The sequence below is a fragment of the Tepidibacter sp. genome, assembly GCF_025210165.1.
GTDB lineage: Bacteria > Bacillota > Clostridia > Peptostreptococcales > Peptostreptococcaceae > Tepidibacter_A.
This window is the reverse complement of record NZ_JAOASI010000070.1, coordinates 1-26665: the sequence shown is the minus strand read 5'-3', so window position 1 is coordinate 26665 and position 26665 is coordinate 1. Positions and strand designations below refer to the sequence as shown.

Here is a 26665-nt window from a genome sequence, read left to right as displayed (position 1 = left end):
GAACTTGGGGGGTAGCCCCCAGGGAGAGTAGGACGTAGCCACGTAATCTTTATTTATGCTTAAAAAAACTATATCATTTTTGTTTTATGTATAACTTATTGAAAAAGCTACACTTGCAAGTATTTTTGAGAAATGGAGCCTGTAAGGATCGTTAGCGACATGAGTCACCGCGTTAGCGAGTAGACGAATTTTAATCGAAAAAGATGGTTATTTAAATACTGTGAATGCATTAAATAGATTTATAAAACTAAATGTTCTATCTTATTTAAATATACTAAAACTTCTTAAACTCCCTTACGGTCAGACATAAGAAGTTTTTTAACGTATATTTAAACGATACAACATAAGTTTTATTAAAATCTATTTAAAAGATTCCCTAACATTTAAATAACCATCTTTTTTAGTGTGTGGATATATGGATGAAAGTAATGAAAATGCAATTTAATAAAAAATAGTATTAAACGAATTAGCAAATATATTCGTGTTAAAAAATTTAACAACTTTATTTTTGCTATTACATTTAACAACTTTATTTTTGTTAAATATATTGACAAAAATAAAGTTGTTAAATGTAATTAGAATATAAAATACAATAATTAACACAAAACAGGAGGTTACTAATTTGGGATTAAATAATATCGTAGGACAAGTAGCAAGAGGAACAGATTTTTTTGACAGACCGATTATATCAGGAAATATATGGAGAAAAATAGAATGCGGAAGTAATATAATATTAGCAGCACCAAGAAGAGTTGGAAAGACTTCTATAATGAATAACATTAAGGATAATCCAAAAGAAGGATTTTATATGATTTATGTAATTACTGAATCAGCAAGAACAGAAAATGAATATTACAAAGCTATAGTAGAGTCTATTATGAATTGTAAGCATTTAAGATTAAAAGACAAAGCTAAATTGAAAACTAATAATTTTGTTAAAAAATCAATAAAAAGTATTGAAGAGATAGGGTTAAAACATATAAAGATGAAAAAATCAGAAGAAATTGATTATCATAAATACTTTGAAACAATAATTAAAACAATAAATCTTAAAGAAAAAAATGGTAATAATGATAGATGAGTATCCTCAAACAATATGTAATATTATTGAAGATCAATCAGAAGAATGTGCAAAACATTTACTTCAGACCAGTAGAGAACTGAGACAAAATTCCGAATTAAGTGGAAAAATACAGTTTATTTATACAGGCTCTATAAATTTGACCACTATAGCTAAAAATTTAGATGCTACAAAATTCATAAATGATTTAAATGAAGTGAAAGTTAGTGCATTAACTACAAAAGAAGCAGATAAATTTGTTGATGAATTATTAGAAAATATAGAGTTTGACATTAGTTCTGAAGTAAAAAAATATTTATTAAATAGAGTAGAGTGGTTAATACCATTTTATATACAAGTATTAATTTCAGAAATAAGAGAGATATACTATGAAGAAGAAATTGATAATGACCAAATAACAGATAAACATATTATAGATAAAGCATTTCTTAGAGCTATAGAAAAACAGCAATATTATAGTAGTTGGAGAGAAAGGTTAAATGTATATAGAGATAACGAATATAAATTTATTATGGAGGTGTTAAATTCAATATCAGTACAGAAAAAATTAGATTTTAGTGAAATATATAATATGAGTGTTAAACATGAGATTGAAGATAAATGCAAAGGAATTATACAAATTCTAAAACATGATGGATATATTCAAAATAATGAAGATGAAAATATATATATGTTTAATTCACCTATACTAAGAGAATGGTGGTGTAAATATAGTGAAAAGTAAGCCTGTACAGTATATTTATAATCCTGCTAATCAAACGGCAGATGAATTAATAAATAATTTTGTTATTAGAAAAAAAGAATTTAAGAGAATTTTTTCAGAAATAAAAAAATCGAGAATGGAAAATCCTGAGCAACATTACATAATACAAGGTCAAAGAGGATATGGAAAAACAACTTTATTAAACAGATTATATTTTGAAGTTGAAAAGTGTTATACTTTAAACGAATGGTTAATACCTATTATATTGCCTGAAGAACAATATAATGTTAGAAAGCTTTATAAATTATGGGAAACAATATGTGAATATCTTGAAAATAAAGCCTATGAGTTCATAGGAATATGTGATGAAATAGATAAATATATTGAAGATGAAGATTATGAAAAGCAATGTTTAAATATTTTAATTAGATATTTAGATGAAAACAATAAAAAAATAATAATATTTATAGATAATATTGGTGAAATGTTAAGTAAATTTAAAGATAAAGAACAACAAAGATTAAGAGAAGTATTAATGACTTGCTCATATATAAGAATAATTGGTGCATCTTCTGAATCTCTTGAGTATACATTTGATTATTCTAAGCCATTTTATGAATTTTTTAAGTTTATAGAATTGAAAGGACTTTCTTTAAAAGATACAAAAGAATTACTGGGGAATTTAGGTAGATATAGTGATGAAATTAATATATTAAAAATAATAGAAGAAAATGAAGCAAGAATAGAAGCACTCAGAAGATTAACTGGTGGTGTTCCAAGAACAATAGTTTTATTATTTGACATATTTATAGACAGTAATGGAGATTCTTTTAAAGATTTGGAAGTTATCTTAGATAGAGTTACTCCATTATATAAACATAGAATGGATAATTTGTCAGGTATACAACAAGAAATAATAGATGCTATTGCATTTAATTGGGATGCTATAAACACAAAAGAAATATCTAAAAAAATCAGAATGGAAAGTAAGAAAGTAGCTGCCCAGTTAAATAAATTAGAGAAAAATAGAATCATAATAAAAATTCCTGAAAATAAAAAAAATTATATGTATCAAATAAATGAACGCTTTTTTAATATATGGTATTTGATGAGATTTGGGGGTAGAAAAGATAAAAATAAAGTCAAATGGTTAGTTCATTTTCTTGAAAGTTGGTGTTCTAAAGAAGAATTAATAGATAGAGCTCGTAAACATATAAAATCATTAAAAGAAGGTAAGATTTACTCAAAATATGCTTTATACATGACAGAAGCGTTAGCTAGTACTAAAATAGATAATAATCTTCAACATGAGTTAATAAAAAATACACGTGGATTTTTAGAGAACAATAGTTTAGAATTACTAGAGGAATTATCAAATTCAGATATAGAACTTTATGAAGAATACATTAAATATAATAATAATAATAATTTCAAAGAATGTATTAAGATTATCTCTGAAATAAAAAATAAAAGTGAAAAAGAATATTATACTTTAGCAAAAATATATAATATTCATTTAAAAGACTATAAAAAAGCAGAAGAGTATTATCTGAAAGCATTAGATTCAGGCAATAGAAATGCTTTGAATAGCTTAGGAATTTTGTATATTAAAAAATTTAAAGATTATAAAAAAGGAGAAGAGTATTTATTAAGAGCAGTAGATTCTGGAAATATAGATGCTTTAAATAATCTAGGAATTTTTTATGATAAAATTTTAAGAAATTATAAAGAAGCAGAAAAATATTATTTAAAGGCATTAGATGCAGGTTATGAAGATGTTTTAAATAGTTTAGGAGTTTTGTATATTAAAAAATTGAAAAACTATAAAAAAGCAGAAGAGTATTTATTAAGAGCAGTAGATTCTGGGGATATAGGTGCTTTAAATAATTTAGGAGTTTTGTATGTTGAAAACTTAGAAGACTATAAAAAAGCAGAAGAATATTTCTTAAGAGCATTAGATAATGGTGATATAGAAATTCTAATGAATTTAGGTAAATTATATATTGAAAAGTTAAAAGACTATGAAAAGGCAGAAGAATACTATTTAAAGGCGGTGAATTTTGGGAATACACATGCTTTAAATAGTTTAGGGATTTTGTATAGTCATAATTTGAAAGATTACAAAAAAGCAGAAAAATATTATTTAAAGGCAATAGATGCAGGTAATATAGATGGTTTGAATAATTTGGGAGTTTTGTATAGTGAAAATTTAAAAGAGTATAAAAAAGCAGAAGAATATTATTTAAAGGCAGTAGATGCAGGTGATATAGATGCTTTAAATAATCTAGCGGTTTTATACAGTGAAGAGTTAAAAGAGTATAAAAAAGCAGAAGAATATTATTTAAAGGCAGTACATGCTGGTGATACAGAGGTTTTAAAAAACCTAGGAATTTTATATACTGAAAAGTTAAAAGAATACAAAAAAGCAGAAGAATATTATTTGAAGGCAGTAGATTTGGGCTATACAGACATTTTAAATAATCTAGGAATTTTGTATATTGAAAATTTAAAAGAATATAAAAAAGCAGAAGAGTATTTATTAAGAGCAGTAGATTTTGGTGATATAAACGCTTTAAATAATCTAGGAATCTTGTATAGTGATAATTTAAAAGAATATAAAAAAGCAGAAGAATATTTCTTAAAGGCAGTAGATGAGGGTTATACAGAGGCTTTAAATAGTCTAGGGATTTTGTATAGTGAAAATTTAAAAGAATATAAAAAAGGAGAAGAATATTTCTTAAAATCACTAGATAGTGGAAATATGAAAGCTTTAATGAATGTAGCTAAATTATATAGAGAAAATTTAAAAGAGTATAAAAAGGCAGAAGAATATTATTTAAAGGCAGTAGATGAAGGTTATACGGAGGTTTTAAATAGTTTAGGAGTTTTGTATAGTGAAAATTTAAAAGATTATGAAAAAGCAGAAAAATATTATTTAAAGGCAGTAAATGAGGGGGATGTAGATTCTTTAAATAATCTAGGGGTTCTATATAGTGAAAATTTAAGAGATTATGAAAAAGCAGAAAAATATTATTTAAAGGCAGTAGATGAGGGTTATATAGATGCTAGTATAAATTTAGCTTATCTTTATTTTAAAAATAACATGAAACCGAAGAAAAATATAGCATTAGAATTAGTTCAAAAGACGTTTGACAAAGATAATAATTTGGATGTATTACTTTGTTTAGCTATAATAAATCTGTGGAATAATAATATAAAAGAATCTTTAAATTTAATAGATTTACTTTTAAAAACAGAAAATGTATTTGAGGAATACAGTGATAAAATTAATAATTACTTTGTGTTTCTTATTGCAAAAAAGCAGTATCATTCACTGTTGAAAATTTTTGATACAGAAAAACTAAATTTAAAAAATAGATTTAAACCTACTTATTATGCGTTAATATCAAATATGCTTGATGAACATTCTTTAGAATATAAGAAAATGGGTAGTGAGTTAAAGGAAACAGTAGAAGAAATTATTTTAGAAATAGAGAAAGTGAGAAAACAGTATTTTGATTAGAATAATTAATATAGACTGGAGGCAGATTTATAGAGTGTATTTTTGAAAATAAAAATTTATTTGGAGAATACACTTATACAGTAAATAAAGAAGGATATGAAAATGCTAAAGGAGAAATAACAGTTGCAGATAAAGCAGTAGCAAAAGATGTGAAACTAATAAAAAAAGTAGTAAAATAGAATATTTATTCTATACAATAATTATAGCTATATATTGACCCTAAACCGACATCATGATAATATATAAAATATAAAAAAACTAAAGAAATCACATAACTGGCGGATTACGTAGAATTAACTATGAGGGAATGTGATTTTAGATTAAATAAGCCGACCGCCTGGGCAACTACTATGTCCAGGCGGTCTTTTTTGTATACCTCTGGACAAGTAACTAATGTCAAGGAGGTATTTTTATGTTAAGAGAAGAATGGAAAGGGTTTAATGAAGGGGTATGGGTTAAAAATATTAATGTAAGAGAGTTTATCCAAAAGAATTATAATCCTTATGATGGGGATGAAACATTTTTAGCTGAAGCTACAGAAAAAACTAAAAAATTATGGGACAAGGTTTCAGATTTAATTAAAGAAGAAGTTCAAAAAGGTGGAACTCTCGACGTTGATACCAAAACTGTCTCAACTATAAATTCTCATAAAGCAGGATATATAGATAAAGATTTAGAAGCAATCGTTGGACTTCAAACAGATTATCCTCTTAAAAGAGCTGTAATGCCTTTTGGTGGAATAAGAATGGTTGAAAATTCATGTGAGGCGTATGGATATGAGCTAGATCCTTCTATCAAAGAAGCTTTTACTAAATATAGAAAAACTCATAATGATGGAGTATTTGATGCTTATACTCCAGAAATGAGAACTGCTAGAAGTGCGGGAATAATAACTGGACTTCCTGATGCTTATGGTAGAGGCAGAATAATAGGAGACTACAGAAGGGTAGCTCTTTATGGTATAGATAGATTAATAGAAGATAAAGAAGCTCAAAAACAATCTTTAAATGTTATGTCAATAGATGAAGATATTATAAGATTAAGAGAAGAAATATCTGAGCAAATAAAGGCCTTGAAAGAAATGATCAAAATGGCTATGAAATATGGTTTTGATATAAGTATACCTGCTAGAAATGCTAAAGAAGCTACTCAATGGACATACTTTGCTTATCTTGCAGCGGTTAAAGATCAAAATGGTGCTGCAATGAGCTTAGGTAGAGTTTCAACTTTTTTAGATATTTACTTTGAAAGAGATATAAAAAATGGGGTTTTAACTGAAGAAGAAGCTCAAGAAATAATAGATCACTTTGTTATTAAGCTTAGAATGATTAGATTTTTAAGAACTCCTGAATATAATGAATTATTCTCTGGAGATCCAACCTGGGTAACGGAAGTAATTGGTGGTATGGGTGTTGATGGAAGAACACTCGTAACTAAAAATTCATTTAGAATATTAAATACATTATATACTTTAGGTTCTGCTCCAGAACCGAATTTGACTGTACTTTGGTCTAAGGATCTTCCAGAAAACTTCAAAAAATTCTGTGCTAAGGCTTCTATAGACACAAGCTCTATCCAATACGAAAATGATGATTTGATGAGAGCTTATTGGGGAGAAGATTATGGAATAGCTTGCTGTGTTTCTGCTATGAAAATAGGTGAGCAAATGCAGTTTTTTGGAGCTAGGTGCAACCTTGCTAAAGCTTTGTTATATGCTATAAATGGTGGTATAGATGAGAAAAAAAGAATTCAAGTTGCTCCTAAATTTGAACGCATTATTTCTGAGTATCTAGAGTTTGATGAGGTTATAGAAAAATTCGATATGGTATTAGATTGGCTTGCTAATTTATATGTAAATACATTAAATATAATTCACTATATGCATGATAAGTATTCATATGAGAAAGCCCAAATGGCGTTACACGATAGAGATGTATTTAGAACTATGGCTTGTGGTATAGCAGGACTTTCTGTATGTGCTGATTCTTTAGCAGCTATAAAGTATGCAAAAGTTAAAGCTATAAGAGATGAGAGTGGTTTGGCTTTTGATTTTGAAATTGAAGGAAATTTTCCTAAGTTTGGAAACAACGATGATACAGTTGACTTAATAGCTAATGATTTGGTAGAAAGATTCATAAATAAAATAAAAAAGAATAAAACCTATAGAAATTCTGTTCCTACTCAATCAATACTTACTATAACTTCAAATGTAGTATATGGCAAAAAAACGGGAAGTACTCCAGATGGAAGAAAAGGTGGGGAACCATTTGCACCAGGTGCAAATCCAATGCATTCAAGAGATACAAAAGGTTGTCTTGCATCTATATCTTCGGTTGCTAAACTTCCATATGATTATTCTCAAGATGGTATTTCTTATACATTCACTGTAGTTCCTAAGGCTATTGGTAGAACTTTTGAAGAAAGAATAAACAATTTAACATACTTGCTTGATGGGTATTTTATTCAATCAGGACACCATATAAATGTTAATGTATTTGACAAAGAAATGTTACTTGATGCTATGGATCATCCAGAGAATTATCCTCAACTTACAATTCGTGTATCTGGATATGCAGTTAACTTTATCAAATTAACAAGAGAACAACAACTAGATGTTATAAATAGGACCTTTCATGAAAAAATATAATTTAGATATAGCCGAGAGAATACTATTCTTTCGGCTATAAATTTATCCAAAGTAACTTTCAAATTGTTAGAAACTATACATTTTGTGGTATCATTAAAAAGTCTAGCATAATTTAACAAGAGGAGAGTATATATGATAGATTTAAGCAAACTATTAAGTAAAAAAGATATACAAAAAAACAGCATAAGATATTCAAAGGACTGCTCAAAGGCTAAATCTGGTGTTAGAAAAAATATGGGTCCTGTTGTAGTATGGAATATAACTAATGTATGTAATTTTAAATGTAAGCATTGCTATTCAAGTGCTACACCTACAAAAGATAAAGAAGAACTTACATTAGAAGAAATAAAGAAGGTAGTAGATGATTTAGCTACAATTAATGTTCCTGTAATCTTATTATCTGGTGGAGAGCCTTTGATGAGAGATAATATATTTGAAATAATAGAGTATATAAAATCTAAGGGTATAAATGTGAGTCTTTCTACTAATGGAAGTTTAATAACAAAGGATGTAGCTAGAAGATTAAAGAATCTAGGTATAGGCTACGTTGGTATTAGCCTTGATGGTACTTCAAAAACTAATGATGTATTCAGAGGTGTAAATGGAGCGTATGATTCTATAATAAAGGCTATAAATAACTGTAAAGAAGTAGGTCAAAAGGTAGGTCTTAGATTTACAATACAAAAGAAAAATTATAAAGAAGTAAAAGATATACTCAAATTAGTAGATGATATAGATATACCTAGAATATGCTTTTATCATTTAGTTCCAAGTGGGAGGGGACAAGATATAATAAATGATATGCTAACACATGAGCAGACTAGGGAAGTATTGGATAATCTATATACTTATGTTAAGAAAAATATAGAAAAGGGTATAGATAAAGAAATACTTACGGTTGCCAACTTTGCAGACGGGATATACCTTTATTTAAAGGAAAATGACGAATATCAAAAGAGTAGGATACTTGATCTATTAAGTAGAAATGGAGGGAATAGATCGGGAATTGCTATATCTAATATAGATTATAAAGGGAATGTATATATGGACCAATTCTCTAAAAATCACTTACTTGGAAATATAAAGAAAGATTCATTCTCAAATATATGGAATGAAAATAAAGAAGGATTGTTAAGCGAAATAAGAAATAAAAAAGATAAGGTAAAGGGAAGATGTAGAACATGTAAATGGCTAGATATATGCAAAGGAAATCTAAGGGCTAGAGCATATGGATACTATAATGATATATGGGCAGAGGACCCTAGTTGTTATCTTACAGATGATGAGATTAGGAGGGATTAAATGATTATATCGTGGAATATGACTAAAGATTGTAATTTATATTGTAAGCATTGCTATAGAGATGCAGGTCCTAATCTTGCTTCAAGTAATGAGTTATCAACAGAGGAAGGTAACGAAACAGCTTGTAAAAACTTATAAAAAGATAATGTAACTTATAAAATTTTATAAGAAAAGCTGTAGCCTCGTATGTAGAGAAATCTGCATAGGACACAACTTTAAAACCAGTAATCCCTAAAGCCTTTACACTACAATAGAATATGAAATATGGTTCTATGAATGTGAGAAATCAGTAACAACGTAAAGGATGGCATAAGGTTAAATCCTAAGTGCTTGTGCAATGGGTCTTTGGTCGCCAAGTTCCGAACAGGAGAAGGTCAAACGACTATCCCGCAAGGGAGTACACATCAAGCTATTGGGTGTGGAAATGGGTTGCTCTTAACAGGTAATGCTGAAGGTGAAGAAATAGTCTTCGCACGTTCCGAAAGGAAGTGACTATTAGCGTGAGCGAAATAGTATCTATGAAGTAGCGTTCATAGATAAAAGTGTAAAACTTATAATTTAATAAAAGCTTATAAAAACTTATCGGATATCTTGATATTACTTGTTATAATCTTATTAAGAGGTGATGGCATGAAATATTATTCAATAGGTGAATTTGCTAAAATAATAAAAGTTAGCGAACAGACTTTGCGTAATTGGGACAAGAAAGGCACTTTAAAACCACATCATACTACTGAGTATGGTAAAAGATTTTATTCTCAAGAACAACTTAATAATTATATAGGCATTAAAACTCATATAAAGCAACCAAAAAAAATAATCGGATATTGCAGAGTTTCAAGCAATAAGCAAAAAGACGACCTTGAAAGACAGATTGAAAATGTTAAAACTTATATGTATGCTAAAGGTTATCAGTTTGAAATAATATCAGATATTGGAAGTGGAATAAATTATAATAAGAAAGGGTTGTTGGAACTATTAGACTTGATACAATCAAACCAAGTTGAAAAGATTATAGTTCTATACAAGGATAGACTTCTAAGGTTTGGATATGAGTTATTCGAGAACACTTGTAAATATTACAACACTCAAATAGAAATCATAGATAATACTGAAAAGACAGATGAGCAGGAACTTGTTGAAGATTTGATTCAAATTGTAACAGTATGCAGTTGTAGATTACAAGGAAAAAGAGCCAGAAAAACTAAGAAGATTATTAAGGAGTTATTGGAAGATGATAAGAGCAGTTAAAGTAAGATTATTACCAACTGAGGAACAAGAAAAACAGATGTGGAAAAGTGCTGGTACTAAACGGTTTATTTATAATTGGACACTTGCAAAACAAGAAGAAAATTATAAAAATGGTGGCAAGTTTATTAAAGATGGTGTTTTAAGAAAAGAAATTACTAAGCTTAAAAAAGGTGAATTAAGTTGGCTTTATGAAGTATCCAATAATGTAGCAAAACAAGCTGTAAAAGATGCGTGTATTGCTTACAAAGCATTCTTCAAAGGTTTAGCTGAAAAACCTAAATTTAAAAGCAGAAAAAACTCAAGAATATCTTTCTATAACGATAATGTAGCCCTTGAAGTAAAAGAAGATAAAGTATTAATTGAAAAAGTAGGATGGGTTAAGTTATCAGAAGTTAATTCAATACCGATAGGAGTTAAATACACAAGACCTACAGTGAGTTATGATAATAAGTATTGGTTTATATCTGTGGGAATAGAACAGGAAGGAAATACTTTAGAATTAACTGGTGAAAGTATAGGTATTGATATTGGAATCAAAGAATTAGCAGTAGTTTCAAGTATTGAAAAACCATTTAAAAATATTAACAAAACTAAAACCGTTAAAAAACTTGAAAAGAAAAAGAAACGATTACAGCGTAAATTATCAAGAAAATATGATAGGTTGAAATCAGAAAAAACCTTCAAAAAAGGTGAAAGATTAAAGAAAACCAATAATATCATAAAACTTGAAAAGCAAAGTAAGTTAGTTGATAGAAGATTATCAAATATAAGGAATAATCACATTCATCAAGCAACTAATGCTATAGTGAAAACCAAACCAAGCAGAGTTGTTATGGAAACTTTAAATATAAAAGGTATAATGAAGAATAAACATCTATCAAAAGCTATGCAAAACCAATGCTTGTATGAATTCAAAAGACAGATGAAGTATAAATGTGAGTTTAATGGTATTGAATTTGTTGAGGCTGATAGATTTTATCCATCAAGTAAAATGTGTTCCTGTTGTGGAGCGATAAAAAAAGATTTAAAGTTATCGGATAGAGTTTATAAATGTGAATGTGGGCTTGTAATTGATAGAGATAAAAATGCAAGTATTAATTTAGCGAATTATAAATTAGTAGTTTAAATCACTTAAAAGATACTACTAATATGTACCATGCGTTGTATGGGAATTTAAGCCTTTGGACTATCATATCAAACCAAAGTAGCTTCGGCAAAATGGGATAGGATGAATAAGGAAGAATTGTTGGCGACAACATTGTAAAGCTATAAATTTTTATAAGTTTTTATAATAAAATATAAGTTTTACGCAACGGAAAAGAACTTATAAGGGGAATACACAAAGCTGGATTTAAGATATTGATATTTAGTGGAGGAGAACCTCTTTTAAGAGATGATTTATATGAACTTACTGAATATGCAAGTTCTCTTGGACTTATAAGTGGTCTAGGTACTAATGGAACTTTAATAGATGATGAAGTTGCTAGAAGATTAAAAGAATCTAAGGTTAGAGCTGTAGCTATAAGTCTTGATAGTTTAGACGAAGAAAAGCATGATGAGTTTAGACAAGTTAAAGGAAGCTTTAAAAAAACTATAGATGGAATTAAAGCATGCATAAAAGCTGGACTTAAGGTTCAAATAAATACTACTGTAACAAAATCCAATTATGAAGAGATAACTAAAATTACAGACTATATATCTTCTCTTGGTGGACATTCTCATCATCCATTTTTTCTTGTAGAAGTTGGTAGAGGTAAAGAGATAGGCAGTTATGGTCTTAATAAAAAGGAGTATAAGGATATTATAAATAAAATATTAGACAAACAAAAAGATACTCATATAGAGCTTAAGCCAACCTGTGCACCTCAATTTATGGTAGAGGCAAAGAATAAAGGTATGAATATGAGATTTTCTAGAGGGTGTATAGCGGGGATTAAGTACTGCTGTATACTTCCTAATGGAGATGTTCATATATGTCCATATCTACCTATTAAGGTTGGAAGTGTTAGAGAAAACTCTTTTGATTATATATGGGAAAATGCAGAGATATTTAATAAACTTAGAAATTATAAAGAGTATAATGGAAACTGTGGAAAGTGTGAGAATATAAATATATGCGGTGGATGTAGGGCCAGAGCATTTAGTTCAAGTGGAAACTATATGAATGAGGATGTATTCTGTTTAAAGGAGAAAATATATGGATAGTATAGATAAGCTAATATTAAACGAAGTACAAGATGGAATACCTCTTGAAAAGAATCCTTTTAAAAATATAGCTATTAAGCTAAATATAACAGAAGATGAAATCATTAGAAGAATAAATAAATTAAAGCAAAAGGGTTATATAAGAAGATTTGGAGGTATATTTGATAGCCAAAATTTAGGGATAAAAAGTACACTCGTAGCTGTTAAGACAAAAGATATAGAAAATACGTCAAAGATTATAAATGAATACAGCGGAGTAACTCATAATTATCAAAGAGATGATGAATATAATATATGGTTTACTTTAATGGCTTCATCAAAAGAGGAACTTGAAAATATATTTGATGAAATAAAAAAAAGAATAAAATGTGAAGATTTTATAAAAGTTAGTTGTATAAATAAGCATAAGGTAAAGGTATATCTTGATTTTGATAGTAAAGGGTGATTTAACTTGATAGATAAAATAGACAAAGATATAATAATTTATTTATCCAAAGATATAGAACTAAGCAAGAATTTATATAAGGATATGGCAAAAATATTTGATATATCTGAGGATGAACTTATAAATAGATTGAAAAAACTAAATGAAAGAGGATACTTAAAACGAATATCACCTATAATGGTACATCAAAAAAGCGGCTATGATAGTAATGCTATGGTTGTTTGGAAGGTAGAAAAGGATAAAATAGAATATTTTATAGATATTATTAAGACTATAAATAGTATAAGTCATGTATACGAGAGAGAATTATATCCGAATTGGGATTACAATTTATATACAATGATTCATGGAAAAACCAAGAATGAAGTAGACAATATAATAAATTATTTATCAAAAAGTATAAATAATAATTCATTTAAAGTATTATACACACTAAAAGAATTAAAAAAAATCAGTCCAAATCTGGAAGAATTAATTAAATAGATATAAAAATAATTTTCGTTATAAGTTTCAAAAAAGTCTACATCTAGAAATTTTTAAAAGGAAGATTTTTTTATAAGTATAATTTTAATTTATCATAAAAATTTAAAAATAAGAAATAGTATAAAATGAGATTAATATGTCGTTAATTAATAGAAAATGTATAAAAAAAAGACTTTATTTTTAATATATATTAATATACAATATGAGTGTAAGCATTCAAAAACTTAATATTAAAAGTTATAGGTTTTATTAAAAATTAAAAGGGAAGACCAGTGAAAAGCTGGCACAGCCCCCGCTACTGTAAGCAGTAACGAAACCTCTATAGCCACTGGTGATAACTGGGAAGGCGAGGAAGTAGGATGACTGTGAGTCAGGATACCTGCCTATAATTTAAAGAGCTATTTCGGAGGGAGATAAGCATTATAATAACAGGTGAATTATATCCTGTAATTGTGCATATCAAAAAACTCCTATAGGAGTTTTTTTTGGAAGAAGAGGTACTTAATGATAAAAGAAAACAACATAATCGACGACTTAGAATTAAAAAAAAGAAAAGCACTTTTGATAGGTATAGTATTATTATTTATATCTTTACTACTGCTTATAATGTCTGTAAATATAGGACGAGCAGATATTAAGATGATTGAGGTTATTAAAATTATTGTAGCAAAGATAACCTCGTGTACTGGTATATTAGAAGGTATAAGTAAGTCTAAGATTGCTATTGTATGGGATATAAGGCTGCCTAGAATTTTAGTAGCGCTGTTGGTAGGTGGGGGACTTGCTGTTTCAGGAACAATATTTCAATCTCTTCTTATGAATCCTCTTGCAGACCCATATACTATAGGTGTTTCAACGGGTGCAGCTTTTGGAGCGGTACTTTGCATATATATGAATATATTTATATTACAAACGCCTATGCCTATAACATCATTTGCATTTTTAGGAGCAATATGTACCTTATTAGTAGTTATGAAAATAGCAAAAATAGATGGATATATGAGTTCATCTAATCTAGTTATAGCTGGAATAATAGTAAGTTCTATATTATCAGCTGGAATAAGCTTTTTAAAAAGTACATCAGGAGAACAGGTTTTTGCCATTATATATTGGCTTATGGGAAGCCTTAATTCAAGAACATGGCCTCAAGTTATTGTGAGTTTTCCTATTATTCTCATATGTACATTCATATGTATATACTTTGCTGATGATTTGAATATACTAGCCTTTGGAGAAAAAGAAGCAAGAGCTTTGGGAGTTAATACGAAAAGAACAAGAAATATATTTTTAATAGGTGCATCACTCATAACGGCTGTTTGCGTATCTGTTAGTGGAATTATAGGATTTATAGGTCTTGTAGTTCCTCATATAGTTAGGTTTTCCTTAACATCTGATAATAGATATCTTATACCAATATCGTCTTTATTAGGGTCTATACTACTTTTAATGGCGGATAATATATCAAGATCATTATTTAATATAGATATTCCTGTAGGAGTTATAACAACTTTATTTGGAGGTCCATTCTTTATATACATATTTATAAATAAAAACAAGAGCATACAATAAATTCAGAGGTGGTTAAATGATTAAAGTTGAAGATGTTAGCTTTAAATACAATGAAAAGATGATATTAGATAAGATAAGTCTAGATATAAATAAAGGTAAATTTCTATCTATAATAGGTCCAAATGGGTCTGGCAAAACTACACTACTCAATTTATTGACTGGATATTTAACTGCTCATAAAGGAAGTATTGAATATAGGGGTAAGGATATTTCGGATTATAGTGTAGAGGAGTTATCACAAAACTTTGCAATCATTAATCAAAAGGGTGATATAAAATTTCCGTTCACATGTCTTGAAATAGTTATGATGGGAAGAAAGCCATTTTTGAAAAGAATTAATAAGCTTAGTCAAATAGATAAAAAAATAGTCTACAAGGCAATGGAAACTACAGATACTTTGAAATTTGCAAATTCTATTATAACTAGGATTAGTGGAGGAGAATTTCAAAGAGTCATGATAGCTAAAGCATTGACTCAAGAACCTAAGGTATTGTTTTTGGATGAGGCATTTTCTGCTATGGATATATCTCAAAAAATTAAATGCTTAAAGCTAATCAAAAGATTAGTAGATACAAAGAATTTAACAGTTATATCTGTTATACATGATCTTAATCTAGCTTATATGTTTAGTGATGAAGTCTGTGTTCTTAAGGATGGAAAACTTGTATTAAATGGACCAACTAATGATGTGATGACGACTGAGTTTATAGGTAAAGTATTTGATATACAAGTAGACCAAATAGAGGACAAGGGATTTTTAATAAGAGCTTAAAATTATAATAATATATTTAAGGAGGAGATTTAAATGAAAATTAAAAAGTATTTAGCATTATTAGTAAGCGTAATGCTTCTAGGAGGAGTTTTAGCAGGATGCTCAAGTGCTGCTGAAACAGAAGAAAAAAAAGTAGAGAAAGATCCAAGCAAAAAGGCAGTTTTAGTGGTTAGTTTTGGGACTAGCTATGCTGATACTCGTAAGGTTACTATAGAAGCTTGTGAAGAAAAGATAGACAAGGTGTTTACTGATTATGAAATCAGAAGAGCCTTTACATCAAATATAATTATCAAAAAGCTTAAAGAAAGAGATGGCATAGAAGTAGATGATCCAACTCAAGCTTTAGAAAAATTAAAAAAAGAAGGATTTAGCGAAGTTATAGTTCAATCACTTCATGTTATGAATGGAGCTGAATATGATGACTTAGCTTCAGTTGTAGATGGGTACAAAGATGATTTTGATAAAATAAAAATGGGTTCACCTTTACTTACTAGTGTACAAGATTATAAAGATTTAGTAGAAGCTTTAAAAGTTCAAATAGGAGAATTAGAAGATAAAGAAGCTGTAGTATTTATGGGGCATGGAACTCATCATTATGCTAATTCTACTTATGCATGCCTAGATTATATGTTAGAAGATATGGGTGTTAATGCATACGTTGGAACAGTAGAAGGATATCCAGAACTTGATAATGTAATAAATAAATTAAAGAAAAACAATATAGAAAAAGTTACATTGATGCCATTAATGGTTGTTGCAGGAGACCATGCTAGTAATGATATGGCAGGAGATGAGGAAGATTCTTGGAAGCGTATTTTAAAGAAAGAAGGATTTGTAGTTGAAACTTATTTACATGGCTTAGGAGAAAATGAAAAAATACAAGATATGTATATAAATCATGCAAAAGAAGCTATGAAGGAAGAAACAACAGAAGAAGAATAAATAATAAAAATCATCAGTATTTACTGATGATTTTTATGCTTGGGGGAGAATTATGTTAAAATATAACAATAAGATTTTTTTATTACTGAGTTGTTTAATAGGAATATTAATATTCACTGGATGTTCAGATACAACTAGGGAAAATTCATCAGATAACAAAGAATATAAAATAAGCTTTGTAGATGATAACAACAAACAAATAAATATGAATGAACCAGCTAAAAAGATAATATCTCTTTATTCAGCACATACAGAAAATTTATATAAGTTAGGGCTTGATGAAGAAATAATAGGTGTTGGAAACAGTGATATATATCCAACTAAGGTTCTTGAAAAAAAGAAATTTGACTATAGAAATATAGATCCCGAAAAGATAATTCTTGAAGAGCCTGATTTGGTTTTAATAAGACCTTTTATAAATAGATCTTGCCCAGACTTTGTACAGTCATTAGAGAAAGCTGGAATTAATGTTGTATCTTTATATCCTGAATCTTTTAATGAATTTGATGATTACATAAAAAAACTATCTTTTTTAACTGGAACTGAGGATAAAGCTAATGATTTATTAAAGGTTTTTTATACTCAAATAGATAATATAAAAGAAAAAACTAAAAATATAGAAGATAAGGTAAATGTATATTTTGAATCATCAGAGAAAGATTATAAAACTGTAACTGTTGATTCAATGCCTGGTATGGCTATTGATATAGCTGGAGGAATTAATATAGCAAGTGACGCAAAGCCTATAAAACAAGGTAGTTCGATAGCTGCATATGGAACAGAAAGAATACTTGAAAAAGCTGATGATATAGATGTGTTTGTATCTCAAAATGGAGTTATGAATGCTGGTGGAAATAAGCACTCTATAACTATACGTCCTGGATTTGATACAATAAAAGCTATAAAAAATGATAGGGTATACGTTATAAATCAAAAAATAATATCAAGTCCTACATTTAGATACTTAGATGGCATAAATGAAATGTGTAGAATGTTTTATCCAGAGATATTTGATGATTACTCTGAATATAATATAGATAAAGAAATAACAAGAGAGGAACTTGCTGAAATAATAGTTAAGTTCAAGCATGAACCTGTATTTGTTCCTACATCTAAATATTATAGAAAAGAGCATAAAGGTCATACATACGGTATGTTTGAAGATGTAGATATAAATGATGAAAAGATCAACTTTATAGAAGCAGCAGTTACATCTGGATATATAGATGGATTCAAAGAAAATGATAAAGAGTTCTTTTATCCAGAGGATAATATTACAAGAGAAGAATTTGCAAAAGTTCTATACATGATAGATGATATAAAGCCAATGGATACTAAAATTAATATTTCCGATATATCAGAGGTTGAAAATAAAAGAATAATACAAATAATCGTTGATAATAAGCTTATGGAACTTAAGAATAATAAATTTAATCCTAAGAGTTATATTACAGGAAAAGAAATAGTAAAATATTTAGATTTATTAAGCTCTATTAATTAATAAGGTGATGTTAAGTATGGATGAAATTATAAAAATTGAAGATGTTACAAAAAGATATGGTGAATTTTGCGCTGTTGATAATTTGGATTTAAAAATAAAAACAGGAAGCTTTTTTGGACTGTTAGGTCCTAATGGAGCTGGAAAAACCACTCTTATAAATATGCTTATAGGGTTGTTAAAACCTGTAAGTGGACAAATATATATAATGAATCAGAAAATGGATAGAAATAATGTATTCTTAAAAAGACAAATAGGGATAGTTCCTCAACATATGAACTTAGACAAAGATTTGACTGTAAAGGAAAATCTTATATTATCAGCTAAATTATTTAATATTAAAGGAAAAAAAAGAGAAGAGCAAATAGAAAGTTTGCTCTCTCATATGGATCTTAAAAAGGTTGAAGATAGAATGTCAAGAAAACTATCTGGAGGAATGCAAAGAAAGCTTATGATAGCAAAGTCTTTAATACACGATCCAAAGATACTTTTTTTAGATGAACCAACTGTAGGAGTAGATTTAAATTCTAGAAGAAAGATATGGGATATATTAAAGCTTATGAAGGATATGGGAAAGACTATAATACTTACAACTCACTATATAGAAGAAGCTGAAAGTCTTTGTGATGAAATAGCTCTTATGGATAAGGGAAAAATATTCTATAAAGATACTAGTGACAACCTTAAAAATAGCCTTGGAAAATATACAATAGAATATTTTGATGAAAATAAGGTTACTAAATACAAATATTTTTATAATATAGAAGATGCCAATAAATTCTCAAATGATATTAAAGGACGATTTATACTTAGAGATTTGAGTCTTGAAGATGTTTTCTATAATTTTACAAACAGGAAGGTAATTTAAATGGAAGTTGCAACTATTTTATGGAGAGAATTTATATTCTTTAAAAGAAAAGCATTTAAGATAACAGCAGGAGCTATTATGAGTCCTCTTCTTTATTTGATAGCCTTTGGATGGGGGCTTGGAGATGGAGTTATAGTAGAGGGTCACACTTATATATATTTTATAATACCTGGTATAATAGCTTTATCTACTATGAATACAAGTTTTAATGCTGTAGCTATAAGAATTACAGTTGCAAAATTGCATGAGAGAAGTTTTGAATATTATATGACAGCCCCTGTTAGGATGTATCTTTTGACACTTGGCTATATAATAGCGGGAGCTCTTAGAGGTTTATATGCCGGATTTATAATACTTTTAGTTTCTTATGTATTTGGTGTTTATATAAATGTAAATTTTATGTTTTTATTAGTATGTATTCTAAATAGTATGCTATTTTCAGCATTTGGATATGTAGCGGCTATGGTAATAGATAATCATTATGACATGAATAGATTTACAACCTTTGTTATAACACCTATGTCATTTTTATGTGGAACATTTTTTTCATTAGATAAAATGCCATCAGCAGTTGAAAAATTTATAATGATACTGCCATTAACTCATGTAACTAAGAGTCTAAGGGTTATTGCATTAACAGATAAGATTAATTACTTGTCTGTATTAATCTTATTTGTATATTTTATAGTATTTTTCTTAATGGGAATTCATGTAAGTTATAAAGAAATCAAGTAAAGGGAGGAATAGAAAATGAGTAAATTCTATGGAATAGGTACAGGACCAGGAGATAGTTCCTTACTTACAATTAAAGCTGTAAATACTTTAACGGAGTTAGATATATTATATACTCCAGAGCCTAAAAAGGAAGGAAAGAGTCTAGCTTTATCTATAGTTAGAGAGTATTTAAAGGAAGATCTTGAAATAAAGCAAAGACATTTTCCTATGAATTTTGATAACTTAGAAAAAACTAAAGCATGGGATGAAATAGCTATTGAGATAGAAAATGATGTTAAATATGGTAAAAATGTAGGATTTGTAACTCTTGGAGATCCTATGATATATAGTACATATGTATACTTATTAGAAAGAGTAAGAGGTAAGGTTGAGGTTGAGACTATACCTGGAATTTCATCTTTTTCAAATATAGCATCAAATCAAAATTTCCCTCTTGTTATGGATAGAGAACCTTTAATAGTGGTTCCTTGTACTACAGATGAAGAAAAAATCGATTATGCACTTAAAAATTATAGTTCTATAGTTCTTATGAAGGTTTACAAGAATTTTAAGAGTATAATACAAAAGATTAAAGATAACGATTTATTAAATCATTCAATATTAGTTAGTAATTCATCTTTAAATGAAGAAAAAGTTTATACTAATTTAGAGGAGTTAGATCAAGATAAAATATCTTATTTTTCTACTATATTGATAAATAAAGAAGAGAAGAGAGTAGGATAGTTAATAAGAAAGCAAAATAAAGGACATTAAAATACAGCTAATAAGGTATTTTGATGTCCTTTATTTTACTATATATGAAATTATAATTTACTATATATTCAAAAAATGTTACAAAATAAAAAAAATAGTATATAATTATGATGTACAAATATTCTCATTAAGTATTCTAATTACCTTATATGACTACCCCTAGGGAAAACGCAACTAAAAATTTAGCTGGAATAAAAACCCCATCTAAATTAAGTTTCACTTTATGTAAAAGGAGATGGAATAATGAAAATTAAAAACCAAAAAAAATCAATTAAGGCTGTTTTATTTCCAATAATAATTGCAGCTATATTAATACCTTTGATAGCTTTGTCTATTTTATCTTATAGTAAAGCAAATAAGGTTGTTAAAGAAAGATTGATAAAAAGCTCTAATGAAATTACACGAGAAATAGATGGAAGTTTAGATGAATTTTTTATAGGTATTGAAAATAATCTTGGTATTATATTAAATAATCAAAATTTTATGGACTTGGTAAAGGTAGAAGAGGGTATTATAGACGGAAACTTAAATAGTAAAGAAGATATAGAATATGTAACAAAAGAAATTTTAGATGATATTACTAATAGCAATGATAACTTTTTATCTACATATATAGGAACTAAGAATAAAAGAATGTTTGCTGATTCAGGAAATGGTATGTCTGATAATCCATCGTATGACCCAACTTCAAGAGGTTGGTATAAAGAAGCTGTTGAAAATAGTGATCAAATAATATATACAGACCCTTACGTAGATGCAAACACTAATAAACTTAATTTTACAATGTGTAAGGCTTTAAAAGATTCAAATGGACAAATAATGGGAGTTGTAGGTATAGATGTAGATTTGGAAGGTTTTGCGAAGAAATATGGAAATACTAAATTAGGTAAAACAGGATATATATTTATTGTAAGTAACGATGAAAAATTTGTAGTAAACAATGATGAAAAAACAATAGGTAAGAATTTAACTGATGAGGATAAAAGCTTACTACTTTCAAAAATAGGGAGTGTATTGACTAAAGATAATTTCATTCATTCTATGAAAAATGAAAGAACTGGATGGATAATAGGTATTAACTTTTTTAAAGACGAGATAAAAGAAGAGATTAATACTATAAAGAATACATCTATAGTACTATTTATAATCTCTATTATAGTAGCTTTAATTTTAGCTAATATAATAAGCAATATGATAACAAAGCCTCTAAGAAAATTAGAAGATGCAATTACAAGAGCTAGCTCGGGTGATTTTAGCCAAGAGATAAGTATTAATGCTAATAATGAATTTGGTCATATAGGAACATGCTTTAACGATATGCTTATTAATTTAAAACAGCTTTTGAATGAAATAAAAATTTCCTCTGAAATGGTATATAAAACATCTAATAATATAGCTGAGATGTCTTCTATAACTGAGAATAGTACAAATCAAATAGCTTGTGCTATAGAAGAAATAGCAAATAACACTAATCAACAGGCAAAAGATAGGCAACAAGGAAAGCAAAAGATAGATAATTTATCAAATAGCATAATGTCAATATCAAATGAAATAATTAATATAAACCAAAACTTTGAACAAACAGTAGATTTAAATGAATCAGGTATAGAAATAGTAAGAGATCTTACAGATAAAACTAGACAGACTATTGATAATAGTAAGGAATTAGATTTAGCTGTAAAAGATATGGAGGAGAGCTCAAAAGAAATAAGTAATATAATAGAGGTTATAAATACAATTGCCAGTCAAACAAATTTATTAGCACTTAATGCTTCTATTGAAGCTGCAAGAGCTGGTGAAGCTGGGAAAGGGTTTGCAGTAGTTGCAGATGAAATACGAAAGCTATCAGAGGAAACAACTGGGGCTTCTTATAAAATAGGAGAATTAATAGAAAAAATACAAGAAAAATCTAATATATCTGTTAAAAGTATAGAGAATGTATCAGATACGTTAGAAACTCAACGAAAATCTGTAACAGAAACTAGAGATATATTCGACAAAATATCAAGTGCTGTATTAAATATATCAAATGATATAACTAATGTTAAACATTTAAATGATGATATGTTAGTAAATAAAGAAGAGATAGTTGAATCTATGAATAATATATCTGAACTAGCACAAGAGACGTGTGCTTCAACGGAAGAAGTTTCAGCTAGTACACAACAAACACTAGCTATTGTAGAAACTATGACTAAAAGTTATGAAGAACTTAAAGTATTATCTGATAAATTAAAGGATGAAGTTGGTAAATTTAAAACTGAATAAAAGTATTTAAACCTCAGGTTATAAATAATCTGAGGTTTTTTGTTGCAAAAAACTTCCTTAGGGCATATAATGAATACATAAACACATGAACAAACATTCATATATAAAAAGGAGGGTATCATGAATAAAGAAATACAAAAATGTACTTGTAATATTATACATGAAGATATTATTGAAAATGCTAGAAAGAATATGCCTGAGGAAGAAACACTATATGATGTAGCTGAGCTTTTTAAGGTGTTTGGTGATACAACTAGAATAAAGATAATATACGCATTATTTATGTCAGAAATGTGTGTGTGTGATATAGCTACTCTTTTAGAAATGACTCAATCAGCCATATCTCATCAGTTAAGGGTTTTAAAAAATGCAAGGCTTGTAAAGTTTAGAAAAGAAGGTAAGGTAGCTTACTATTCTCTTGATGATGATCACGTTAAGCAGATATTTGATACTGGTCTTGCACATATAAATCATAGATAATTTGATCCGAAAGCTAAGAGTTCTAGACTCCATCCTCTTCAGGTTGGAGATGAGAACTCTACAGCTTCTGGATAAGTTCAACTAACCTTCAGATGGAGTTACAAACTCCACCTGAAGATAAGTTTCACTTGATAGAGAAGAGGGGAGATTACATTGAAAAAAGAAGTTATATTAGAAGGTCTTGATTGTGCTCACTGTGCAACTAAGATAGAAGAAGAGGTTAATAAATTATCTTATATAAATTCTGCTGTTTTAAATTTTATTACTAAGACTCTTTCCATAGAACTTGGAGATTCTAATAGAGCAGATGAAGCTATAAATGCTACAAGGAGTATTGTTAAAAAGCTTGAACCCCATGTTAAGGTAAAAGAAAAGAATAATTACTATAAAAAAGTACTTATTCTAAAAAACCTAGATTGTGCTCATTGTGCAGGTGAGATAGAAAAAGAGGTATCTAATTTAGATAAAGTAAAAGATGCTAATTTAGATTTTGTATCAACTAGATTAACAGTCTTAGTTGAAAATAAATTTGACTTAGAAAAAGTTTCTAAAGAAATTGAAAAGATAGTAGTTAAGAAAGAACCTCATGTAAAGGTTATAAGTGAAGGGGAAGATAATTCACATGATCACGATCATGAGGATTTTGACAAAAAAGAGTTAATCAAGATGGGAATAGGTGCACTATTCTTTGGAATAGGGATTATCGGTAAATTTTCAAACAATTTAGAGTTTACTATATTCTTCATAGCATATATATTAATAGGCGGAGACGTCTTATTAAAGGCATTTAAAAATATATTAAGAGGACAAATATTTGATGAAAACTTTTTAATGTGCATAGCGACTATTGGTGCATTTATGATTAAGGAGTTCCCAGAGGCTGCAGGGGTTATGCTGTTTTATCAAGTAGGGGAGTTTTTTCAATCAAAAGCAGTTAATAATTCTAGAAAGTCAATAAAAGAGCTACTTAAGATTCAGCCTGAGTTTGCAAATATAAAAGAAGATGGTGAACTTAAGAAGGTTTCACCTGAAATAGTAAAGGTTGATGATATTATCGTGGTAAAACCTGGAGAAAAAGTACCTCTAGATGGAATAATAGTAAAGGGAAAATCTGCTATAGATACTTCTAACTTGACAGGTGAGTCACTTCCAAGAGATGTAGGAGCAGGAGATAGTGTACTTTCAGGATTTATAAATAAAAATGGTGTTCTTGAAGTGAGAGTAACTAAGTTGTTCTCTGAATCAACTGTATCTAAAATACTTGATTTAGTTCAAAATGCAAGCAGTAAGAAGGCAAAGACTGAAAACTTTATAACTAAGTTTGCCAAATATTATACGCCTGGGGTCGTATTCTTATCAGTATTTATAGCAACTGTACCTCCACTTGTTATACAAGGAGCTGTATTTTCTGATTGGTTCTATAGAGCATTGATATTTTTAGTAATTTCATGCCCGTGTGCACTTGTTATATCTATACCACTTAGCTTCTTTGGGGGAATAGGTGGTGCTTCTAAAAATGGAATACTGATAAAGGGAAGTAACTATTTAGAAGCATTAAATGATGTAGATACTGTTGTGTTTGATAAAACAGGAACACTTAGCAAGGGAATATTTAAGGTTACACATATAAAAGGGTCAAATATTTCAAATGAAGAATTACTAAAATATGCAGCTTATGCAGAGTCTTATTCTAATCATCCTATAGCTGTATCTATAGTAAATGCTTATAATAATAAAATAGATGAAAGTATTATAAGTGATTATGAAGAAGTATTTGGTTATGGAATAAAGGTGAATATAGAAGGAAAAAGTCTATTAGTAGGTAACTACAAACTTATTAATAAGGAAAATATAGAGTGTGCTGAGGTAAATGAAGTAGGAACAATAATATATGTAGCTATAGATGGAAAGTTTAGTGGATACATACTTATATCTGATGAGATAAAGAGTGATTCAAAGCAAAGTATAAAAGATCTTAAAAATATGGGTATTAATAAGACTATAATGCTTACGGGAGATAATGCTTTGGTTGCTAATAAAGTTAAGGATGAATTAGGAATAGATGAAGTTCATTCACAACTTCTTCCTCATCAAAAGGTAGAAAAGCTTGAAATGATAAAAAAAAGAATGAAGTCTAGCTCAAAGGTTGTATTTGTTGGAGATGGAATAAATGATGCTCCGGTTCTGGCTATGGCTGATATAGGAGTTGCTATGGGAGGACTTGGATCAGATGCTGCTATAGAAGCTGCTGATATTGTATTAATGACAGATGAACCATCAAAATTAGTAAGAAGTATTCAAATAGCTAAAAAAACAAGGGTTATAGTAATACAGAATATAGTATTTGCTCTTGGAGTTAAATTAATAGTGCTGTTATTAGGAGCACTTGGATTAGCTAATATGTGGCAAGCTGTATTTGCTGATGTAGGAGTTGCTCTAATAGCTGTTTTGAATAGTATGAGAGTTATGAAAACGAGATAGCCTTTAGGCTATCTTGTTTTTTTCTCTATTTCTTTAATTGATAAATTATTATGAGATGGAATAAAAGGATGATATTCTGAAGATCTTAAAGGGTCCATATGACCTAAATCATATTCTGAATCATCTTTCATCTTAAAAGGCATTACTGTATTTGTCAAAGGTCTAGTAGGTGTTTTAGGATCTTTACTATCATAAGTTTCATCTATTTTGTCTTCAGGGTTTTTATGAGACATAGTTCAACCTCCTTAATTGTTACGTAAATATTTATTAATATTTTCTCTTTGTTTAACTAAAAATACACATGGAAAAATATCACAATGGTTGAAAGTTAAAAAATAAAACAAAAAAAGTGTTGACGAAAGTTTTAAAAGGTGATATATTATTACTTGTCCGAGAGATACGGATGACATGAACTTTGAAAATTAAACAGTAGGTTATAAATAAATCACAACAGTGATTTTCGGAAAAACACATTAAGTCAGTTTACTGAGTACTGACAAACTTTTGAGCAACGGAAATTATGAGGCTATGCCGGAATAATTTCGTTGGCGATATGAGTCAATGCGTAGCATTAGACGGAATTTTATTTAAGAGTTTGATCCTGGCTCAGGATGAACGCTGGCGGCGTGCCTAACACATGCAAGTCGAGCGGAGATTAT

At 28.5% G+C, this 26665-nt stretch carries 22 protein-coding genes, 1 rRNA gene and 2 riboswitches; of the genes, 22 read left to right on the top strand and 1 reads right to left on the bottom strand.

What is annotated here, in order from left to right; all coding sequences use genetic code 11:
- Nucleotides 1-622 precede the first annotated feature (622 nt).
- The 21 genes from N4A48_RS11550 to N4A48_RS11450 all read left to right on the top strand — a co-directional run bounded on the left by N4A48_RS11550 (nucleotide 623) and on the right by N4A48_RS11450 (nucleotide 26006).
- Nucleotides 623-1081, top strand: a complete 459-nt coding sequence (locus tag N4A48_RS11550; RefSeq protein ID WP_293666178.1) for a hypothetical protein — start codon at nucleotides 623-625, stop codon at nucleotides 1079-1081.
- Complete coding sequence (locus N4A48_RS11545; protein ID WP_293666176.1) at nucleotides 1062-1805, top strand: hypothetical protein; 744 nt, start codon at nucleotides 1062-1064, stop codon at nucleotides 1803-1805. The genes N4A48_RS11550 and N4A48_RS11545 overlap by 20 nt, the downstream gene beginning before the upstream one ends.
- Entirely contained in the window at nucleotides 1795-5307 is a 3513-nt protein-coding gene (locus N4A48_RS11540) for a tetratricopeptide repeat protein (RefSeq protein WP_293666175.1), read from the top strand. Before N4A48_RS11545 ends, N4A48_RS11540 begins: the two co-directional genes overlap by 11 nt.
- A 261-nt stretch (nucleotides 5308-5568) precedes the next feature.
- Nucleotides 5569-5657, top strand: a riboswitch (ZMP/ZTP riboswitch).
- 62 nt (nucleotides 5658-5719) lie between these two features.
- Nucleotides 5720-7954, top strand: coding sequence for a formate C-acetyltransferase (gene pflB, locus N4A48_RS11535; protein WP_293666173.1), 2235 nt, complete (start codon nucleotides 5720-5722; stop codon nucleotides 7952-7954).
- Between the two features lie 132 nt (nucleotides 7955-8086).
- Entirely contained in the window at nucleotides 8087-9256 is a 1170-nt protein-coding gene (locus tag N4A48_RS11530; protein ID WP_293666172.1) for a radical SAM/SPASM domain-containing protein, read from the top strand.
- Entirely contained in the window at nucleotides 9257-9394 is a 138-nt protein-coding gene (locus N4A48_RS11525) for a hypothetical protein (protein ID WP_330665113.1), read from the top strand.
- A gap of 492 nt (nucleotides 9395-9886) precedes the next feature.
- Nucleotides 9887-10507, top strand: coding sequence for an IS607 family transposase (locus N4A48_RS11520; protein WP_293666170.1), 621 nt, complete (start codon nucleotides 9887-9889; stop codon nucleotides 10505-10507).
- Nucleotides 10491-11633: an RNA-guided endonuclease InsQ/TnpB family protein gene (locus tag N4A48_RS11515; protein ID WP_293666169.1), complete on the top strand. Its 1143-nt coding sequence runs from the start codon at nucleotides 10491-10493 to the stop codon at nucleotides 11631-11633. Before N4A48_RS11520 ends, N4A48_RS11515 begins: the two co-directional genes overlap by 17 nt.
- A 200-nt stretch (nucleotides 11634-11833) precedes the next feature.
- The gene (locus N4A48_RS11510; protein ID WP_293666181.1) at nucleotides 11834-12712 is read left to right on the top strand and encodes a radical SAM/SPASM domain-containing protein; all 879 of its coding nucleotides are present in this window, start codon (nucleotides 11834-11836) and stop codon (nucleotides 12710-12712) included.
- Entirely contained in the window at nucleotides 12705-13157 is a 453-nt protein-coding gene (ahbA, locus tag N4A48_RS11505) for a siroheme decarboxylase subunit alpha (RefSeq protein WP_293666167.1), read from the top strand. The genes N4A48_RS11510 and ahbA overlap by 8 nt, the downstream gene beginning before the upstream one ends.
- 6 nt (nucleotides 13158-13163) lie before the next feature.
- A complete protein-coding gene (gene ahbB, locus N4A48_RS11500; RefSeq protein ID WP_293666166.1) occupies nucleotides 13164-13640 on the top strand; it encodes a siroheme decarboxylase subunit beta in 477 nt (158 codons plus the stop codon).
- 224 nt (nucleotides 13641-13864) lie between these two features.
- Nucleotides 13865-14041, top strand: a riboswitch (cobalamin riboswitch).
- A gap of 103 nt (nucleotides 14042-14144) precedes the next feature.
- Nucleotides 14145-15209 carry a FecCD family ABC transporter permease gene (locus N4A48_RS11495; RefSeq protein WP_293666164.1) on the top strand — a complete coding sequence of 355 codons (1065 nt, stop codon included), beginning with the start codon at nucleotides 14145-14147 and terminating at the stop codon, nucleotides 15207-15209.
- A 16-nt stretch (nucleotides 15210-15225) separates the two neighbouring features.
- Nucleotides 15226-15981 carry an ABC transporter ATP-binding protein gene (locus N4A48_RS11490; protein ID WP_293666162.1) on the top strand — a complete coding sequence of 252 codons (756 nt, stop codon included), beginning with the start codon at nucleotides 15226-15228 and terminating at the stop codon, nucleotides 15979-15981.
- A gap of 33 nt (nucleotides 15982-16014) precedes the next feature.
- Entirely contained in the window at nucleotides 16015-16923 is a 909-nt protein-coding gene (locus N4A48_RS11485; RefSeq protein ID WP_293666160.1) for a sirohydrochlorin cobaltochelatase, read from the top strand.
- Between the two features lie 52 nt (nucleotides 16924-16975).
- Entirely contained in the window at nucleotides 16976-18424 is a 1449-nt protein-coding gene (locus tag N4A48_RS11480) for an ABC transporter substrate-binding protein (RefSeq protein ID WP_293666158.1), read from the top strand.
- A 16-nt stretch (nucleotides 18425-18440) separates the two neighbouring features.
- A complete protein-coding gene (locus tag N4A48_RS11475; RefSeq protein ID WP_293666156.1) occupies nucleotides 18441-19289 on the top strand; it encodes an ABC transporter ATP-binding protein in 849 nt (282 codons plus the stop codon).
- Nucleotides 19290-20024 carry an ABC transporter permease gene (locus N4A48_RS11470; protein ID WP_293666154.1) on the top strand — a complete coding sequence of 245 codons (735 nt, stop codon included), beginning with the start codon at nucleotides 19290-19292 and terminating at the stop codon, nucleotides 20022-20024.
- A gap of 15 nt (nucleotides 20025-20039) precedes the next feature.
- Nucleotides 20040-20747, top strand: coding sequence for a cobalt-factor II C(20)-methyltransferase (locus N4A48_RS11465; protein ID WP_293666152.1), 708 nt, complete (start codon nucleotides 20040-20042; stop codon nucleotides 20745-20747).
- A 273-nt stretch (nucleotides 20748-21020) separates the two neighbouring features.
- Nucleotides 21021-23045, top strand: a complete 2025-nt coding sequence (locus N4A48_RS11460; RefSeq protein ID WP_293666151.1) for a methyl-accepting chemotaxis protein — start codon at nucleotides 21021-21023, stop codon at nucleotides 23043-23045.
- A 120-nt stretch (nucleotides 23046-23165) separates the two neighbouring features.
- Nucleotides 23166-23525: an ArsR/SmtB family transcription factor gene (locus tag N4A48_RS11455; protein ID WP_293666149.1), complete on the top strand. Its 360-nt coding sequence runs from the start codon at nucleotides 23166-23168 to the stop codon at nucleotides 23523-23525.
- Between the two features lie 153 nt (nucleotides 23526-23678).
- Nucleotides 23679-26006, top strand: coding sequence for a heavy metal translocating P-type ATPase (locus N4A48_RS11450; protein ID WP_330665112.1), 2328 nt, complete (start codon nucleotides 23679-23681; stop codon nucleotides 26004-26006).
- Between the two features lie 8 nt (nucleotides 26007-26014).
- Here the strand turns inward: N4A48_RS11450 and N4A48_RS11445 are convergent, their stop codons facing one another.
- On the bottom strand, nucleotides 26015-26239 hold the full coding sequence (locus N4A48_RS11445; RefSeq protein WP_293666148.1) for a hypothetical protein: 225 nt from the start codon (nucleotides 26237-26239) through the stop codon (nucleotides 26015-26017).
- A gap of 350 nt (nucleotides 26240-26589) precedes the next feature.
- On the opposite strand from N4A48_RS11445, the gene N4A48_RS11440 reads away from it, so the two are divergent.
- Nucleotides 26590-26665: ribosomal RNA gene (locus N4A48_RS11440) — 16S ribosomal RNA — on the top strand; the annotation flags it as partial.